The sequence below is a fragment of the Pseudomonas glycinae genome, from assembly GCF_001594225.2.
Classification (GTDB): domain Bacteria; phylum Pseudomonadota; class Gammaproteobacteria; order Pseudomonadales; family Pseudomonadaceae; genus Aquipseudomonas; species Aquipseudomonas glycinae.
Genome location: NZ_CP014205.2, coordinates 2616558 through 2632676 on the forward strand (window position 1 = coordinate 2616558; position 16119 = coordinate 2632676).

At 61.9% G+C, this 16119-nt stretch carries 17 protein-coding genes; 12 read left to right on the forward strand and 5 right to left on the reverse strand.

Annotated elements, in window-relative coordinates:
- Positions 1 to 6: 6 nt before the first annotated feature.
- A complete protein-coding gene (locus AWU82_RS11750) occupies positions 7 to 291 on the reverse strand; it encodes a hypothetical protein (protein WP_064379885.1) in 285 nt (94 codons plus the stop codon).
- Positions 292 to 414: 123 nt separating this feature from the next.
- On the opposite strand from AWU82_RS11750, the gene AWU82_RS11755 reads away from it, so the two are divergent.
- On the forward strand, positions 415 to 1074 hold the full coding sequence (locus tag AWU82_RS11755; RefSeq protein WP_064379887.1) for a glutathione S-transferase family protein: 660 nt from the start codon (positions 415 to 417) through the stop codon (positions 1072 to 1074).
- A gap of 127 nt (positions 1075 to 1201) precedes the next feature.
- On the opposite strand, the gene argH is transcribed toward AWU82_RS11755, so the two are convergent.
- On the reverse strand, positions 1202 to 2596 hold the full coding sequence (gene argH, locus AWU82_RS11760) for an argininosuccinate lyase (protein ID WP_064379888.1): 1395 nt from the start codon (positions 2594 to 2596) through the stop codon (positions 1202 to 1204).
- Positions 2597 to 3069: 473 nt separating this feature from the next.
- Between argH and AWU82_RS11765 the strand changes: the two genes are divergently transcribed.
- From AWU82_RS11765 to AWU82_RS11795, 7 genes are all read left to right on the forward strand, one after another.
- A complete protein-coding gene (locus AWU82_RS11765) occupies positions 3070 to 3816 on the forward strand; it encodes a LytR/AlgR family response regulator transcription factor (RefSeq protein WP_064379890.1) in 747 nt (248 codons plus the stop codon).
- A gap of 138 nt (positions 3817 to 3954) precedes the next feature.
- On the forward strand, positions 3955 to 4896 hold the full coding sequence (hemC, locus tag AWU82_RS11770) for a hydroxymethylbilane synthase (RefSeq protein ID WP_064379892.1): 942 nt from the start codon (positions 3955 to 3957) through the stop codon (positions 4894 to 4896).
- Entirely contained in the window at positions 4893 to 5660 is a 768-nt protein-coding gene (locus AWU82_RS11775; RefSeq protein WP_064379895.1) for a uroporphyrinogen-III synthase, read from the forward strand. Before hemC ends, AWU82_RS11775 begins: the two co-directional genes overlap by 4 nt.
- A 16-nt stretch (positions 5661 to 5676) precedes the next feature.
- The gene (locus AWU82_RS11780; protein WP_064379896.1) at positions 5677 to 6819 is read left to right on the forward strand and encodes a uroporphyrinogen-III C-methyltransferase; all 1143 of its coding nucleotides are present in this window, start codon (positions 5677 to 5679) and stop codon (positions 6817 to 6819) included.
- Positions 6816 to 8054: a heme biosynthesis protein HemY gene (locus AWU82_RS11785; RefSeq protein ID WP_064379898.1), complete on the forward strand. Its 1239-nt coding sequence runs from the start codon at positions 6816 to 6818 to the stop codon at positions 8052 to 8054. Before AWU82_RS11780 ends, AWU82_RS11785 begins: the two co-directional genes overlap by 4 nt.
- A 219-nt stretch (positions 8055 to 8273) precedes the next feature.
- Entirely contained in the window at positions 8274 to 8825 is a 552-nt protein-coding gene (locus tag AWU82_RS11790) for a disulfide bond formation protein B (RefSeq protein WP_064379900.1), read from the forward strand.
- Between the two features lie 185 nt (positions 8826 to 9010).
- Positions 9011 to 9469, forward strand: coding sequence for an Rsd/AlgQ family anti-sigma factor (locus tag AWU82_RS11795; RefSeq protein WP_041475458.1), 459 nt, complete (start codon positions 9011 to 9013; stop codon positions 9467 to 9469).
- Positions 9470 to 9529: 60 nt separating this feature from the next.
- Here the strand turns inward: AWU82_RS11795 and AWU82_RS11800 are convergent, their stop codons facing one another.
- Complete coding sequence (locus AWU82_RS11800; RefSeq protein ID WP_064379902.1) at positions 9530 to 10195, reverse strand: FKBP-type peptidyl-prolyl cis-trans isomerase; 666 nt, start codon at positions 10193 to 10195, stop codon at positions 9530 to 9532.
- Positions 10196 to 10387: 192 nt separating this feature from the next.
- Here AWU82_RS11800 and AWU82_RS11805 point away from each other — a divergent pair, with 192 nt between their 5' ends.
- A complete protein-coding gene (locus AWU82_RS11805; RefSeq protein ID WP_084776917.1) occupies positions 10388 to 11566 on the forward strand; it encodes an AlgP family protein in 1179 nt (392 codons plus the stop codon).
- Here AWU82_RS11805 and AWU82_RS11810 read toward each other — a convergent pair.
- The gene (locus AWU82_RS11810) at positions 11563 to 12024 is read right to left on the reverse strand and encodes a TIGR02444 family protein (protein WP_064379904.1); all 462 of its coding nucleotides are present in this window, start codon (positions 12022 to 12024) and stop codon (positions 11563 to 11565) included. The genes AWU82_RS11805 and AWU82_RS11810 overlap by 4 nt on opposite strands.
- A 50-nt stretch (positions 12025 to 12074) precedes the next feature.
- Here AWU82_RS11810 and AWU82_RS11815 point away from each other — a divergent pair, with 50 nt between their 5' ends.
- From AWU82_RS11815 to AWU82_RS11825, 3 genes are all read left to right on the forward strand, one after another.
- Entirely contained in the window at positions 12075 to 13985 is a 1911-nt protein-coding gene (locus AWU82_RS11815; RefSeq protein WP_064379906.1) for an ATP-binding cassette domain-containing protein, read from the forward strand.
- Positions 13985 to 14566, forward strand: a complete 582-nt coding sequence (locus AWU82_RS11820) for a mechanosensitive ion channel family protein (RefSeq protein WP_064379908.1) — start codon at positions 13985 to 13987, stop codon at positions 14564 to 14566. The genes AWU82_RS11815 and AWU82_RS11820 overlap by 1 nt, the downstream gene beginning before the upstream one ends.
- A 114-nt stretch (positions 14567 to 14680) precedes the next feature.
- Positions 14681 to 15313 carry a LysE family transporter gene (locus AWU82_RS11825; protein ID WP_064379910.1) on the forward strand — a complete coding sequence of 211 codons (633 nt, stop codon included), beginning with the start codon at positions 14681 to 14683 and terminating at the stop codon, positions 15311 to 15313.
- A gap of 60 nt (positions 15314 to 15373) precedes the next feature.
- Here AWU82_RS11825 and AWU82_RS11830 read toward each other — a convergent pair whose 3' ends face one another.
- Positions 15374 to 16117: a hypothetical protein gene (locus AWU82_RS11830; protein WP_064379912.1), complete on the reverse strand. Its 744-nt coding sequence runs from the start codon at positions 16115 to 16117 to the stop codon at positions 15374 to 15376.
- Positions 16118 to 16119 lie beyond the last annotated feature (2 nt).

The following is a 16119-nucleotide window of genomic DNA, read 5'->3' on the forward strand; positions in this document are numbered from 1 at the left end:
GGCTGTTTACTGCTTTTCCGGGGGCAGCTCGGGCAGTGCGCGCAGCGCGGTTTCGTACCACTCGGTATCGAACGCGCGGTCTTCGTCGAGCATCGCGTCGATTTCGTAGGCCAGCACGTGGGCCATCAGATTCAGGATGTCATCACGCTCGTAACCGACCAGCGTCAGCTTGTTGAAGGTTGCCTTGGCCGCTGGCGGGTTGTCACTTTCGATCTGGTTCTCGATCGCTTCGATCAGCGTCGATTCGGTGAACTCTTCTTCATCATTGTCGATGTCAGTCGGCTCGCTCATGGCAGGCTCCTCAAGGAAAGGCGCCAGTTTACCCGCATTCAGCAGCGTGATGCTGCTGGCAGGATTCCCTGGAGCGACCTATAAACAGGCACTGCCCACCCCGCACGGCCTGGAGGCTATGTGATGTTCAAGCTCTATGGATTCTCCGTCAGCAATTACTACAACATGGTCAAGCTGGCGCTGCTGGAAAAAGGCCTGCCGTTCGAAGAGGTCACGTTCTACCCGACGCCAACGCCGGAGTCCCTGGCCATCAGCCCGCGCGGCAAGGTGCCGGTGTTGGGGGCCGAAGGCGGCTATATCAATGAAACGATGGTGATGCTCGAATACCTCGAAAGTGCAGGTAAAGGCGTGCCGCTGCTGCCGACCGAGCCGTTTGCCCGCGCTCAGGTGCTGGCGGTGGCCAAGGAAATCGAGCTGTACATCGAGCTGCCGGCCCGTGCCTGCTATGGCGAGGCGTTTTTCGGCACGGCGCTGCCGGAGGCGATCAAGGAGAAAGCCAAGGCTGAATTACTGCTGGGCTTTGCGGCGCTGGGCCGTCACGGCAAGTTCGCCCCGTATGTGGCGGGCGACAGCCTGAGCATTGCGGATTTGTACTTTCTCTACAGCGTCCCGCTCGCGACAGCGGTGGGGCACAAGCTGTTCGGTCTGGATTTGCTGGCGCAGATGCCGAAGGCCAAGGCACTGCTGGAGCGACTTGAGCAGAATCCGCACGTGCAGAAGATTGCGGCGGACAAGGATGCGGCGATGCCGGCGTTTTTGGCGATGATCGCAGCCAAAAAGTAGAATTTTGTAGCGCTTTGAAACCAGTCATCGCGGGCAAGCCCGCTCCCACAGGGTTTTCGGTTGAAACACAATTGCATGTTCGACACTGAACCCGTGGGAGCTGGCTTGCCAGCGATGTTTTTGGCTTTTAGCGGCTGGCGATCAATGCCTGACCGCGAGCAACGGCTGCCTTGACCTGTGCCGGCGCAGTGCCGCCGATGTGGTCACGGGCATTCACCGAGCCTTCCAGGGTCAGCACGGCAAACACGTCCTGCTCGATCTGGTCGCTGAACTGACGCAGTTCTTCCAGGCTCATTTCCGCCAGATCCTTGCCGGTGTCGACGCCGTACTTCACGGCATGGCCGACGATCTCGTGGCAATCACGGAACGGCAGGCCACGGCGAACCAGGTAGTCGGCCAGGTCGGTGGCGGTGGAGAAACCGCGCAGCGCCGCTTCGCGCATGATCGCGTGCTTGGGCTTGATCGCCGGGATCATGTCGGCAAAGGCACGCAGCGAGTCGCGCAAGGTGTCGGCGGCGTCGAACAGCGGTTCCTTGTCTTCCTGGTTGTCCTTGTTGTAGGCCAGGGGCTGGCCTTTCATCAGGGTCAGCAGGCCCATCAGGGCGCCGAATACTCGACCGGTCTTGCCACGTACCAGCTCGGGCACGTCGGGGTTTTTCTTCTGCGGCATGATCGAGCTGCCGGTGCAGAAACGGTCCGGCAGATCGATGAACTGGAACTGCGCGCTGGTCCACAGCACCAGCTCTTCGGAGAAGCGCGACAGGTGCATCATCGCGATGCTCGCGGCCGAGCAGAATTCGATGGCGAAGTCACGATCGGACACGTTGTCCAGCGAGTTGCCGCCGACGGCGTCGAAGCCCAGCAGTTGCGCGGTGTATTCGCGGTCGATCGGGTAAGTGGTGCCGGCCAGCGCGGCGCTGCCCAGCGGCATGCGGTTGGTGCGCTTGCGGCAGTCGACCAGGCGCTCGTAGTCGCGGCTGAGCATTTCGAACCAGGCCAGCATGTGGTGCCCGAAGGTCACCGGCTGAGCGGTCTGAAGGTGGGTGAAGCCCGGCATGATACTGGCGGCTTCGCGCTCGGCCTGCTCCAGCAGGCCTTTTTGCAGGCGGGTGATTTCGCTCAGGATCAAGTCGATCTCGTCACGCAGCCACAGGCGGATGTCGGTGGCGACCTGGTCGTTGCGGCTGCGGCCGGTGTGCAGCTTCTTGCCGGTGACGCCGATGCGGTCGGTCAGGCGTGCTTCGATGTTCATGTGCACGTCTTCGAGGTCGACGCGCCAGTCGAACTGGCCGGCCTCGATTTCGCCCTGGATGGTCTTCAGGCCATCGATGATGCTGTCGCGCTCGGCATCCGTCAGCACGCCGACCTTGGCCAGCATGGTGGCGTGGGCGATCGAGCCCATGATGTCGTGGCGATACAGGCGCTGGTCGAAAGTGACGGAGGCGGTGAAGCGGGCGACGAAGGCGTCGACGGGTTCACTGAAGCGGCCGCCCCAGGACTGATTGGTCTTGTCAGTGCTCATGAATTCGCTCGTATCGGCTTGAAGAAAGAAGGCGTGAAACGCTGGCGCGGATAATAACAGGGTTGCCAATCCTGTCGCTGACACTGGTCGATACGTTTTTTTCTCATTCGCTCCGTCATGGTCGTCGGCGTCTTCGGGGGATTTGCACAAGGATATTTTCCGATTGAGCAATATCGGCCCGACGAGCGTCTACAGTAGGACATAGGGGTCGGATGGCCACGGATCGGGCAAAGATCCGGCCGCCGGCTATAAGAAGAGAGAGGGGTGGGTGTATTGGCCATTGGCATACCCTGCGTAAAACGCAGTCGGCGACGGGCGTCGGGCGGTACGTTGCAGGTGTCGGCAAATATTGCCGGCCGACGTACGGCACTTTTTGACGCTCGCGCTAGTCTTAGCGTGGATCGCGGTGACGGACGTCACTCCACTTGTCTACGCTATCCTTGTGCGAGACTCACGCAGGAATCCAGCGCAATATGAATGTCCTGATCGTTGATGACGAACCACTGGCCCGCGAGCGACTCAGCCGAATGGTGAGCGAGCTCGAGGGTTACACAGTCCTGGAGCCGAGCGCCACCAATGGCGAAGAGGCGTTGGCACTGATCGACAGCCACAAGCCGGATATCGTACTGCTCGATATCCGCATGCCGGGCCTCGATGGCCTGCAGGTGGCTGCCCGTCTGTGCGAACGCGAAACCCCGCCGGCCGTGGTGTTTTGCGCAGGTCCCGATGAATTTGCCGTGGAAGCCCTGCAGGCCAGCGCCGTGGGCTATGTGGTGAAACCCGTGCGAACCGAACATCTGCAAGACGCCCTGAAGCGGGCCGAACGTCCCAACCGGGCCCAGCTCTCGGCCCTGACCCGTCCTGCCGCCGAAAGCGGTAACGGCCCGCGCAGCCACATCAGCGCCCGTACCCGCAAAGGCATCGAACTGATCCCGCTGGATCAGGTGGTGTACTTCATCGCCGACCACAAATACGTGACCTTGCGTCATGAAGCTGGCGAAGTCCTGCTGGATGAACCGCTCAAGGCGCTGGAAGACGAATTCGGCGAGCGCTTCGTGCGGATTCACCGCAACGCGCTGGTCGCCCGCGACCGCATCGAGCGATTGCAACGGACACCGCTGGGCCACTTCCAGTTGTTCCTCAAGGGCCTCAACGGTGACGCGCTGATTGTCAGCCGCCGACATGTGGCGGGCGTGCGAAAAATGATGCAGGGGCTTTAATCCGCAGGCTCCGGGCGGTTCTTCGTTCCTTTCACCAGGCATCGCAGGCCAGGGAGGCCACGCCGTATCTGATTCAGGTCAAAGTGGATTTGGCTGAGCTGTTATTATCCGCCGTATCTATTCAGTACGGATTGATCCATGTCCTCTCGCGAAATCCGCATCGCCACCCGCAAAAGTGCTCTGGCCCTCTGGCAGGCCGAATACGTCAAAGCCCGTCTGGAAGCCGCCCACCCGGGCCTGCTGGTGACGCTGGTGCCCATGGTCAGTCGCGGCGACAAGCTGCTTGATTCGCCCCTGTCGAAAATCGGCGGCAAGGGCCTGTTCGTCAAGGAGCTGGAAACCGCGCTGCTGGAAAACGAAGCCGACATCGCCGTGCATTCGATGAAAGACGTGCCGATGGATTTCCCCGAAGGCCTCGGTCTGTTCTGCATCTGCGAGCGCGAAGATCCGCGTGACGCGTTTGTCTCCAATACGTATTCCAGCCTCGATGCATTGCCCGCCGGCAGCATCGTCGGCACTTCCAGCCTGCGGCGTCAGGCGCAGTTGCTGACGCGCCGTCCGGATCTCGAAATCCGCTTCCTGCGTGGCAACGTCAATACTCGGCTGGCCAAGCTCGACGCCGGCGAGTACGACGCGATCATCCTCGCGGCAGCGGGCCTGATCCGCCTCGGTTTCGAAGATCGCATCACCTCGGCCATCAGCGTCGACGACAGTCTGCCTGCCGGTGGCCAGGGCGCCGTCGGTATCGAATGCCGCAGCGCCGACACTGAAATCCACGCCTTGCTCGCACCCCTGCATCACGCCGACACCGCTGACCGTGTCACCGCCGAACGGGCGCTCAACAAACACCTGAATGGCGGCTGCCAGGTGCCGATCGCCTGTTACGCCGTGCTCGAAGGCGATCAGTTGTGGCTGCGCGGTCTGGTGGGCGAACCGAGCGGCGGCAAACTGCTCAGCGCACAAGCCCGTGCACCGCGTACGGCAGCCGAGACGCTCGGTGTACAGGTTGCCGAAGACCTGCTCGGCCAGGGCGCTGACGATATTCTCAAGGCAGTCTACGGCGAGGCAGGTCACGAGTGACCGCCTGGCGCCTGCTGCTGACGCGCCCGGCGGAGGACTGCTCGGCGCTCGCTGCCGTGCTGACCGAACAAGGGATTTTCAGCAGCTGTCTGCCGCTTTTGGAAATCACGCCACTACCGGTCTCTGACACAATGCGCGACACGATTGCGCAACTGCCGCGTTACAGCGCGGTGATCGTGGTCAGCAAGCCGGCGGCTCGGATCGCGGTGGATCTGCTCGACGCTCTGCGGCTGGCGACGCCGACCATGCCGTGGTTCAGCGTGGGGGCGGCGACCGCCGCCATCCTTCGCGATCGCGGGCTGGATGTGAGCTTCCCGGACGTGGGCGACGACAGCGAAGCCTTGCTGCAAATGCCGCGTCTGCTGACGGCGGTGGCCGTGCCCGGTTCGCAGGTATTGATCCTGCGCGGGAAGGGCGGACGCGAACTGCTGGCCGAGCGCCTGCGCGCGCTTGGTGCTAGTGTCGAATATCTGGAGTTGTACCGTCGCGACCTGCCGGACTATCCGCCGCAGGAACTGCCCCGCAGGATTGCAGCGGAACGCCTGAACGGGCTGGTGGTCAGCAGTGGACAGGGTTTCGAGCACCTGCGCCAACTGGCCGGCGACAGCTGGCCTGTACTTGCGCAGTTGCCGTTGTTTGTTCCAAGCCCAAGGGTCTCCGAGCAGGCACATGCCGCCGGGGCCCGAACAGTTGTGGATTGTCGCGGCGCCAGTGCTGCGGCCTTGCTGACGGCGTTACGGGAGCATCCCGTGCCCGTTCTCTAATGCAAAGGATGGATACGTGAGCGAAACAGCCTTGCCTAAAGATGACGTTCAACCTGTGATCGATGCACCGGTTGATGCACCGCCACCGGCCGCGGAACCGCGCCGAGGCAACGGATTGGCCATTCTCGCGCTGCTGCTCGGCGCCGCCGGTGTTGCGGTGGGTGGCTGGGGTGTCTGGCAGGTGCGACACCTGCAGGCCAACACGCAAAATCAGTTGAGTCAGGTTCAGGCGTTGAACGATCAGGCCCAGACCCTGAAGCTCAACGAGCAGCGACTGACCGAGCGCCTCGGGCAATTGCCCGGCGCCGATGAACTTGCTGATCGCCAGCGTCTGGTGTCGCAACTTCAGAGCGATCAGCAGCGCCTCAATCAACGTCTGGAAACCGTCCTCGGCGCCAGCCGCAAGGACTGGCGCCTGGCCGAGGCCGAGCACTTGCTGCGCCTGGCCAGCCTGCGTCTTTCCGCCCTGCAGGACATCAGCAGCGCTCAGGCGCTGGTCCAGGGTGCCGATGAAATCCTGCGCGAGCAGAATGATCCCGGCTCGTTCGCCGCCCGCGAGCAAGTGGCGAAAACCCTGGTAGCGCTGCGCAGTACCGAGCAGCCGGATCGCACCGGGCTGTTCCTGCGCCTGGGCGCCTTGCGTGATCAGGTCGTCGGCCTCACCGAACTGGCGCCGGAGTACAAGGATCGCGGCGATTCGCTGCTGGGCCTGACTTCCGATGGCGACGGCGCCAGTCGCTGGGCGCAGTGGTGGGATCAGATCTCGCGCTACATCCGCATCGATTTCAATGCCGACAAAAACGTCCGGCCGCTGCTCGCCGGCCAGAGTCTGAGCCAGGTGCGCCTGGCCCTGAGCCTTTCGCTCGAACAGGCGCAATGGGCCGCGCTCAACGGTCAGGCGCCGGTGTACACCCAGGCTCTGGCAGAAGCGCGTGACGTCCTCACGGGCAACTTCAACCCGGACAACCCGCAGAGCAAAATCATGCTCGAGCAGGTCGCGGAGTTGAGCAAGCAACCGGTTACCGTCAACACGCCGGATCTCGCCGGAACCTTGAGCGCGGTGCAGGCGTACCTGGAGCGCCGTAACGTCAACGCCGAAGAGTCGGTGAAACCCTTCGCCAAGCCGGCCGCCAGCACCGCGCAGGAGGCGACACCATGAAGCGCCTGTATGTGATCGTGTTTCTGGTGATCGCGGCAACGGCGGCGCTGGGCCTGGCGATTGCCGAGCATTCCGGATACGTGCTGGTCGCCTACAAAAGCTTTCGTTATGAATCGAGCCTGTGGGCGACCCTCGCGTTGGTGGCGGTGCTGTGGCTGCTGGTCTGGGGTATCAAGGCGCTGGTCGAGCTGGTGCTGACCTCCGGCGGCGTGGTCAATCCATGGTCGCGCCGCAATCGCAGCCGCCGCGTGCAGGTGGCGATCGAGCACGGTCAGCTTGACCTGGCAGAGGGTCGCTGGGCCAGTGCCCAACGTCATCTTTACCGGGCCGCCGAGGCCGAGCGTCAACCGTTGCTGTATTACCTGGGTGCAGCCCGCGCCGCCAACGAACAAGGCAACTACGAGGAAAGCGATCGCCTGCTGGAGCGCGCCCTCGAGCGTCAGCCGCAGGCCGAGCTGGCGATCGCCCTCAGCCATGCGCAGTTGCAGACCGATCGTGGCGATACCGATGGGGCGCTGGTCACCTTGCAGGCGATGCATGAACGCCATCCGCACAATGCCCAGACCCTGCGCCAGTTGCAGCGCCTGCATCAGCAGCGCGGTGACTGGTCGTCCGTGATCCGGCTGTTGCCGGAGTTGCGCAAGGACAAAGTCCTTCCGCCGGCCGAGCTGACCGAGCTCGAGCGTCGCGCCTGGGGGGAGAACCTGTCCCTGGCGGCCCAGCGTGAAGAAGATGGTGCGGTCGGTTTGCAGTCGCTGAATCGGGCCTGGCAGCAACTGACGTCTGCCCAGCGTCAGGAACCTGCGCTGGTGCTGGCCTACGCCGAGCAGCTGCGCCAGCTAGGTGTACAGGTCGAAGCGGAAGAAGTGCTGCGCACGGCGCTCAAGCGCAAGTACGACAGCCATTTGGCGCGCCTTTATGGTCTGGTGCGAGGCAGCGATCCGGCGCGTCAGTTGCAGACGGCTGAAGGTTGGCTCAAGGATCATCCGGGTGATGCCAGCCTGCTGCTGACACTGGGCCGTTTATGCCTGCAAGCCAGTCTGTGGGGCAAGGCGCGGGACTATCTGGAAAGCAGCCTGCGAGTGCAGCGCAATCCGGAAGCGTGCGCCGAGTTGGCACGTCTGCTGGCTCGACTGGGTGATACCGAGCGCAGCAACCTGCTGTTCCAGGAAGGTCTCGGTATGCTGGATGAACGCCTGCTGGCTGCGCCATTGCCTGTAGCCGTTCGAGCGTGATCAGAAAGGAGGAGCGTGCTCCTCCTTTTTTACCCGGTGACTGAATAGTTACCGGTAAATCTCCTCCTGAGCAAAGTCCTACATCGGACTACACCGAATCCTTCTGCGTCTGTCGGGATTTCCCTACACTTCTGGTGAAGTGTCGTCACTGACCTGCCTTGAAAGCCCAAGGCCCTTTCCTCTACCGTAACTGCCTGTCTTTATTGTTACGGATAAGCCATGTCGTTGGCCTGCTCACGTTCCCTGTTCTTTATGGCTTTCACTGCGGGGATTCTGGCCCTGGGAGCTTCCTATTACCTCGAATACGCAATCGGTCTGGTGCCCTGTAGTCTGTGCCTGGTCCAGCGTCTGTTCATGAGCGCACTCACCGTTTTTTGTGGAGTGGCGGCGATCCATGGACCTCAGCGTTTCGGTCTGTCCATGTATTGGATAACGGTGTTGCTGGGCAGTCTCGGCGGTATGACGGCGGCTTGGCGGCAAGTGTTGTTGCAAGGTGATTCGCTGCAGAGGCTGGCGCATTGCACGCCCGATCCCCAGGAATTGTTCAGCAGCCTGCCGTGGTTATGCGCACTGATGCGTATGTTCAATGACACGGCCGATTGCACGGAATTGTCCTGGACGCTGTTCGATCTGAGCATTCCGGAGTGGAGCCTGCTGTTCTTCGTGGGGATGTCGATCCTTGCCGCTTACCAGTTGCTGCGACAGGTCTGGATGGCTTTGCAGCGACCACTCAGCGGCCAACCGTCGCACCCGGCGCTGGTCAGGGATTAAACACTTGTATGAACTTTCTCTCCTGCGTACCTTGAAGCCATAGGCGTGCGGGCATAATCTGGCCCGCACGTGTCATTGGAATTGTGTTGCTCGATGACGCTCTGCCCGGCCGCCTCTCAAAGCAATAGTCACAAGAAGGGGCGCGGGTGTAGGGCAGCATGACCCACAAGGGAAGAGAGATCGCCATGCTCGAAAGTTGTCAGAATGCTCAGGAACGTTGGGGTGGAGTTCATCTGCTGATCGACCGCTGGCTGCAGGAGCGTGAGGAATTGATCGCTGCCTATGACAGGCTGGGCGCCAAGCCTCAAGCGCTGTCCGAGGATCGAAAGCCCTTGCAGGAATTCTGCGGCGTGCTGGTTGATTATGTCTCGGCCGGCCACTTCGAAATCTACGAACAGCTCACTGGCGAGGCCAAGGCGTTCAACGACAAGCGCGGCCTGGAACTGGCCGAGACGATCTATCCACGGATCGATGTCATTACTGAAAAGCTGCTCGCGTTCAACGACCTTTGCGATGAAGGCAAATGCGTTGCCGAGAAGTTCAAGGAGCTGGGTGGTCTGCTCCACGAACGCTTCGAACTGGAAGACTGCCTGATCGAAGTGCTGCATACCGCACACAAGGAAGAGGATTCGGTTCAGGCCTGAATCGAACCTCGCAAGACATAGAAACGGTGCGCCCCAGGCGCACCGTTTTTTATTGGGCGATCAACTGGTCGCGCCGCGCAATTCCACTTCGAACACCAACGGTGTGAACGGCGCGATCAAGTCACCGGCACCGTCGGCGCCATAAGCCTGATCCGATGGGATCACCAGACGCCACTTCGCACCGACCGGCATGTTCTGCAGCGCGGTGCGCCAGCCGGCGATCACACTGTCGAGATTGAACCACTGCGGCTGGCTGTTCTGATCGAACACGGTGCCGTCGGGCAGTCGACCGATGTACAGCACCTGCACTTTTCCATCCGGGCCGGCCTTCGTGCCATTCCCCGGCGTCAGCTCGGTCAACAGGATGCCGTCGGCCAGCTCCTTCACACCCGGCTTGGCTTTTTCGGCGGTGAGAAAACGTCGCTCGTTTTCCATCGCCGCTTCAGTCGAAGGCATGGCTGCCTGCTCGGCTGTCTGCGATTCGTGATCGGCCAGGATCTGCTCGATGCGTGCCTCGCTCAGCGCCAGCGGCTTGCCTTGATAGGCTTGTTGCAGACCTTCGATCAGCGCCTGGATCTGGAGCTGCGGCACTTCCTGACGCAGTCGTTCACCGAGGCTGGCACCGAGGCTGTAAGCCAGATCGTGGGCATCATTTGCAGTGGTTTTTTCGTCGGCCTGAACCACGGAAAAAATCATGCAGAGGGATAAAAAAAGGTAGCGCGACATGGGCACTCTCCATCCAGAATTGCGGTGGATTATGCCAGCGCGAACGTCTGCAACGGTGAACTGCTTTTGCCAATGCGCAGAAGTTTTTCGCAAGCCTGCAACCGAGTGCTTTCGATACTGTCAACATGCCCTAGCGGCGGTAGCAGCAGAGGTCTAGTATGAGCCGCACTCACGTCAGCCAGGAGGTAAACCATGTCGGCCACCAAGAAGCCTGTAAACACTCCGTTGCATTTACTCCAACAACTCTCGGGCAGCCTGCTCGAGCATCTGGAAAACGCTTGCTCCCAAGCCTTGGCTGATGCTGAAAAACTGCTCGCCAAACTGGAAAAGCAACGCGGCAAGGCGCAAGAAAAACTGCACAAATCCCGCACCAAATTGCAGGACGCAGCAGCGGCCGGTAAAGCCAAGGCGCAGACCAAGGCCAAGGCTGCCGTGAAGGAACTCGAAGATCTGCTCGATGCGCTGAAGGAGCGTCAGTCCGATACTCGCAGCTACATTCTGCAACTCAAGCGCGATGCCCAGGAAAGCCTGAAACTGGCCCAGGGTGTCGGTCGTGTTCAAGAGGCTGTTGGCAAGGCGTTGTCCCTGCGTTCGGCCAAACCTGCAGCGGCGCCTGCGAAAAAAGCGGCCGCCAAACCTGCAGCGAAAACACCGGCCAAAGCGCCTGCGAAAGCCCCAGTGAAAACCGCTGCAAAACCAGCCGCGAAGAAACCCGCAGCAGCCAGCGCTGCCAAACCTGCGGCGAAAACCACAGCGGCCAAACCAGCTGCCGCCAAGCCGGCTGCTGCAAAGCCAGCCGCCAAACCAGCGACGAAAACCGCTGCTGCAAAAGCGGCTCCGGCCAGAACCGCCGCTGCAAAACCTGCTGCCAAGCCAGCCACCAAAGTGGCCGCTAAACCAGCAGCAAAACCAGCCGTTAAAGCCGCCGCTAAACCAGCCGCCAAAACGGCTGCTGCCAAGCCTGCGGCGAAAACCGCTGCCAAACCGGTTGCTGCCAAACCTGCTGCCAAAGCGGCGGCGAAACCAGCCGCCAAGCCTGCGGCAAAAGCGGCAACCAAACCCGCTGCAAAACCGGCTGCCGCCGCGAAGCCTGCAGCAACCGCAGCCAAGCCAGCGACCGCCGCTAAAGCGGCTGCCAAGCCAGCAGCAAAACCAGCTGCAAAACCTGCGGTGAAAAAACCTGCCGCTGCCAAGCCAGCAGCAAAACCAGCTGCAGCGAAACCGGCCACGGCGCCTGCTGCCAAACCTGCCGCACCGGCAACTCCGGCTGCGGCCGCAACGCCTGCACCCGCCACTACCTCGACCACCCCAACCACGCCATCCCCGGCGCCGGTGTCGAGCGTCGCCAGCAACCCTTCCAGCGCTTCCTAAGCGCCGGTCGCCGCGACGCGCAGCACCTGCAGCGCGTCGCGGTTCAGGTTGGCCGCAGGGCCGGCCAGCACTTCCAGCCAGTCACTCGATTCCTTCGAATGACGCTTCCAGCCTTGCGCGGCGCCTTCAAGTCGCGACAGCAGCGCACGCTCCGCCTCCAGCTCCAATCCCTTGATCTGCTCGCGCATCCCCTTGAGCACCGGATCGGTGTCGGCCAGGGTTTTCCACTGCATGCGCAATGCGCGCAACGGTTGCACGACGTCCCGGTCCCAGGGCTCTGTCAGTTCCAGAAGCTGCCGCGCACGTACCTCGTCACAGGTCGCATCGCGTTGTTCCAGCCATAAACCGCACAGCATCAGGCACACGTTGGCCCCCGCCGATTGCAGGCGCAGGCAGGCATCCTCCACGCCGGGACGGGCGTAGACGGCAAGGGCAAAGCTCCACAGGTCAGAGGACATCGTGCTACTCGCGCCAGTTGCGAACGAAGCTGGTAGACTCCGCCGCCATTATGATCCGACTTCAGAACCTGACTTTACAGCGTGGCCCGCAACGTCTGCTAGAAGACGCCGAGCTGACCCTGCACGCCGGCCACAAAGCCGGCCTCATCGGTGCCAACGGTGCCGGCAAATCCAGCCTGTTCGCCTTGCTCCGCGGTGAGTTGCACCCGGACTCGGGTGACTGCCTGTTGCCGGCCGACTGGCGTATCGCCCACATGCGCCAGGAGGTCGACACACTCGAGCGCCTGGCGGTCGATTATGTGCTCGACGGCGACCTGCGTCTGCGCGAAGTACAGCGTGAGCTCGCGGCAGCCGAAGAGGCCCACGACGGCACCGCGCTGGCCCGTCTGCACGCCGAGCTCGACAGCGCCGACGGCTACACCGCCGATGCGCGGGCACGCAAGTTGCTCGCCGGTCTCGGGTTCACCAATGAGCAGATGGATCGTCAGGTAGGAGATTTCTCCGGTGGCTGGCGGATGCGTCTTAACCTTGCGCAGGCTTTGATGTGCCCATCAGACCTGTTGCTGCTCGACGAACCGACCAACCACCTGGATCTCGACGCCATCATCTGGCTCGAAGAGTGGCTGAAAAGTTACCCCGGCACCTTGCTGCTGATTTCTCACGACCGGGACTTCCTTGATGAAGTGGTCGATCACGTGGCCCACGTCGATCAGCGCAAGCTGACGCTCTACCGTGGCGGCTACACCGCGTTCGAACGCGCCCGTGCCGAACGTCTGGCCCAGCAGCAACAGGCCTACGAGAAGCAGCAGGCGCAGCGTGCGCACATGGAAAGCTACATCGCCCGGTTCAAGGCCCAGGCGACCAAGGCCCGTCAGGCTCAGAGCCGGATCAAGGCGCTGGAGCGCATGGAAGAGCTGTCGGCGGCCCACGTCGACTCGCCGTTCGATTTCGTGTTCCGCGAGTCGACCAAGATCTCCAGCCCGCTGATCGATCTGTCCGATGCGCGTCTGGGTTATGGCGAGAAAACCGTTCTGGAGAAGGTCAAGCTGCAATTGACCCCCGGCGCGCGGATCGGCTTGCTCGGCCCCAACGGCGCAGGCAAATCGACCCTGATCAAGAACCTTGCCGGCGAGCTGTCACCGCTGGCCGGGCGCCTGACTCGCGGTGAGAACACCGTGGTCGGCTACTTCGCCCAGCATCAGCTCGACTCGCTGGATGCCAAGGCCAGCCCGTTGCTGCACTTGCAGCGTCTGGCGCCGACCGAGCGCGAGCAGACCCTGCGCGATTTCCTTGGTGGTTTCGACTTCCGTGGCGCACGGATCGACGAGCCTGTGCTGAATTTCTCCGGTGGCGAAAAGGCCCGTCTGGCTCTGGCGTTGATCGCCTGGGAACGGCCGAACCTGTTGTTGCTCGACGAACCGACCAACCACCTCGATCTGGAAATGCGCCTGGCGCTGACCATGGCGTTGCAGGAATTCAGCGGCGCGGTGCTGGTGGTTTCCCACGATCGGCATTTGCTCAAGAGCACCACCGACAACTTCTTCCTGGTCGCAGACGGCAAGGTCGAGGAGTTCGATGGCGACCTCGAGGACTACGCCCGTTGGCTGGTGGAATACCGTCAGCGCAATGCGCCGGTCAGCAACACACCGGTCAACCCGGACAAGACCGACAAGAAGGCCCAGCGTCAAGCCGCTGCTGCGCTGCGTCAGCAACTGGCGCCGCACAAGCGCGAGGCTGACAAGCTCGAAGCCGAGCTCGGCAAGCTGCACGAGAAGCTGGCGAAGGTCGATGCCAGCCTTGGCGACAGCGACCTCTACGAGCCGGCGCGCAAGAACGAATTGCGTGACCTGCTGGCCGAACAGGCCAAGCTGAAAGTCCGCGAAGGCGAACTTGAAGAAGCGTGGATGCAAGCCCTGGAAACCCTGGAAAGCATGCAGGCGGAGCTGGAGGCGTTGTCCTGATGGAAGTCTTCAAACTTCCATTGCCGGCGATGTGGGTCGAGCCGATCTGGCTCGGCGTGCAGATTTTGCTGATCCTGTTGGCCGGCTACTTCGCCCAGCGCGTCGTCGCCCGATTCCTGACTCGCCTGGGCGAGAAGTATCCGTTCCCGCCGCAGTTGCTGATGCCGCTGCGGGGCGGTCTGCGCTGGCTGATCATGGGCAGTGCGCTGATCTTCGTGCTGGAGCGCCTCGGGGTCTCGGCCACAGTGCTGTGGACCGCACTGTCGGGCTTCGTCGCGGTGGCGGCGGTGGCGTTCTTCGCCATGTGGAGTGTGCTGTCGAACCTGCTCTGCGCAATTCTGATCTTCACCGTCGGCCCGTTCCGTCTTGGCGATGTGGTCGAACTGGTCGACACCACCGACAAGCCCGGCGTCAAAGGCCGGGTGGTGGCGATCAATCTGCTCTATACCACCTTGATCGAAGCTGAAGAGCTCGGCACCGGCAGCGCCATGGTGCAAGTACCCAACAGCCTGTTCTTCCAGCGTTCGGTGCGACGCTGGCGCGGCACGGATGTCTTTCCTTCCAGCGGTTTCGAAAAGTGACCGGACGCCGGCCACGTTGGTCGGCGGCCACAACATCCGACAAAAAAACGGTAGTCATCCAGTCCAAACCGCATTAGTTTTGAGGATTGTCACGAGTCCGAGTCGAGGTGTGCGATGGAGCTTCAAACATGGCTGGCGTTTTTTGCCGCCTGCTGGGTGATCAGTCTTTCTCCGGGTGCCGGCGCCATTGCGTCGATGTCCAGCGGCCTGCAGTACGGTTTCTGGCGCGGTTACTGGAATGCCCTGGGCCTGCAGATCGGCCTGGCTATGCAGATTGCCATTGTGGGCGCCGGCGTCGGCGCGATCCTCACCGCTTCGGCCACAGCGTTTCATGCGATCAAATGGTTCGGTGTTGCCTACCTGGTTTACCTCGCGATCAAGCAGTGGCGCGCACAGCCGATGGACATGAGTGACGACGCGGCGGTCCGGCCGATCGGCAAGCCGCTGGCTCTGGTGTTTCGTGGCTTTCTGGTGAACATCAGCAACCCCAAGGCGCTGGTGTTCATGCTGGCGGTGCTGCCGCAGTTCATCAATCCGCATGCGCCGTTATTTATCCAGTACGTGGTGATCGGTGTGACCATGATCGCGGTCGATCTGATCGTCATGGCCGGCTACACCGGTCTGGCGTCGAAGGTGCTGCGTCTGCTGCGCACACCGACACAGCAGCGACGCATGAACCGCACGTTTGCCGGGCTGTTCATCGGCGCCGCGGCGTTCATGGCGACATTGCGCAAAGCGGCCGCATAAAGCGTACAGGCACAAAAAAGGCGACCTTTTCAGGTCGCCTTTTTCGTTTCCGGCGGTTGATCAGCGCAGGATTACCGGCGCGGTATCTCGCGGCAGATTGTTGCGTTGCTGCGGCTCACGCGGCTGCTCGTAGCTTCCACCGCCGAGCTGCATGCTCAGCTGTCCGGCCACGTCTTCGCCCAGCGCCTTCGACACGTCACGCACCACCCGCGGGCGGTTGAGCGAGATCCTGATGTCGCGATGGTTCACCAGTTTGGTGTCCTGCGCTTCACCCATCGCCGTGAAGGCCGAAGTGATTTCGAAGGTCTTGGTGTTGATCAGGCTGAAATCGGCCACCAGCGTCAGGCCCAGTACGGCGGAATAGCTGTCGGTGTTCGCCAGCTCGTTCACGTCCTGGGTGAAGTCGATGTCCGACACGGTGCCGAACAGCACGTAGTCGGCACCCTTGAAGTTGCCGGCCTTGATCCGCTTGATCACGTCGTAGACGTCACCCTTGGACGACGCGGTGTACGGCGTGCCCTGCACCAGCTGGAACATGCCGGTACGCAGGATTTCACCCTTGATGTCGCCGGTGAATTTACGCAGTTCGGTCTGTTCGATATAGCTGGTGGTGGCTTCGAGCTCGTTGTAGCTCGAAGAACCGCTGGAGCTGTAGTAACCCTCACGGTAATTGTTCTGGGCCGAAACGATGTGGATGTACTGCTCCACACGTTCCTGGTACGCCAGATCCGTCACCGCGACTTTCGGGGCCGCTTGCACGCTGAACGCGCAAGCCAGGGCCATCATGCCAATCCATGTGCGCATCG

What these genes read in the sequence shown, in the direction of transcription:
- argH (WP_064379888.1), bottom strand. Translation starts at nt 2,596, where the DNA reads ATGAGCACTGACAAGACCAATCAGTCCTGGGGCGGCCGCTTCAGTGAA.
- AWU82_RS11785 (WP_064379898.1), top strand. Translation starts at nt 6,816, where the DNA reads ATGAAGCGCCTGTATGTGATCGTGTTTCTGGTGATCGCGGCAACGGCG.
- hemC (WP_064379892.1), top strand. Translation starts at nt 3,955, where the DNA reads ATGTCCTCTCGCGAAATCCGCATCGCCACCCGCAAAAGTGCTCTGGCC.
- AWU82_RS11810 (WP_064379904.1), bottom strand. Translation starts at nt 12,024, where the DNA reads ATGTCCTCTGACCTGTGGAGCTTTGCCCTTGCCGTCTACGCCCGTCCC.
- AWU82_RS11765 (WP_064379890.1), top strand. Translation starts at nt 3,070, where the DNA reads ATGAATGTCCTGATCGTTGATGACGAACCACTGGCCCGCGAGCGACTC.
- AWU82_RS11750 (WP_064379885.1), bottom strand. Translation starts at nt 291, where the DNA reads ATGAGCGAGCCGACTGACATCGACAATGATGAAGAAGAGTTCACCGAA.
- AWU82_RS11755 (WP_064379887.1), top strand. Translation starts at nt 415, where the DNA reads ATGTTCAAGCTCTATGGATTCTCCGTCAGCAATTACTACAACATGGTC.
- AWU82_RS11825 (WP_064379910.1), top strand. Translation starts at nt 14,681, where the DNA reads ATGGAGCTTCAAACATGGCTGGCGTTTTTTGCCGCCTGCTGGGTGATC.
- AWU82_RS11820 (WP_064379908.1), top strand. Translation starts at nt 13,985, where the DNA reads ATGGAAGTCTTCAAACTTCCATTGCCGGCGATGTGGGTCGAGCCGATC.
- AWU82_RS11795 (WP_041475458.1), top strand. Translation starts at nt 9,011, where the DNA reads ATGCTCGAAAGTTGTCAGAATGCTCAGGAACGTTGGGGTGGAGTTCAT.
- AWU82_RS11830 (WP_064379912.1), bottom strand. Translation starts at nt 16,117, where the DNA reads ATGCGCACATGGATTGGCATGATGGCCCTGGCTTGCGCGTTCAGCGTG.
- AWU82_RS11790 (WP_064379900.1), top strand. Translation starts at nt 8,274, where the DNA reads ATGTCGTTGGCCTGCTCACGTTCCCTGTTCTTTATGGCTTTCACTGCG.
- AWU82_RS11800 (WP_064379902.1), bottom strand. Translation starts at nt 10,195, where the DNA reads ATGTCGCGCTACCTTTTTTTATCCCTCTGCATGATTTTTTCCGTGGTT.
- AWU82_RS11815 (WP_064379906.1), top strand. Translation starts at nt 12,075, where the DNA reads ATGATCCGACTTCAGAACCTGACTTTACAGCGTGGCCCGCAACGTCTG.
- AWU82_RS11805 (WP_084776917.1), top strand. Translation starts at nt 10,388, where the DNA reads ATGTCGGCCACCAAGAAGCCTGTAAACACTCCGTTGCATTTACTCCAA.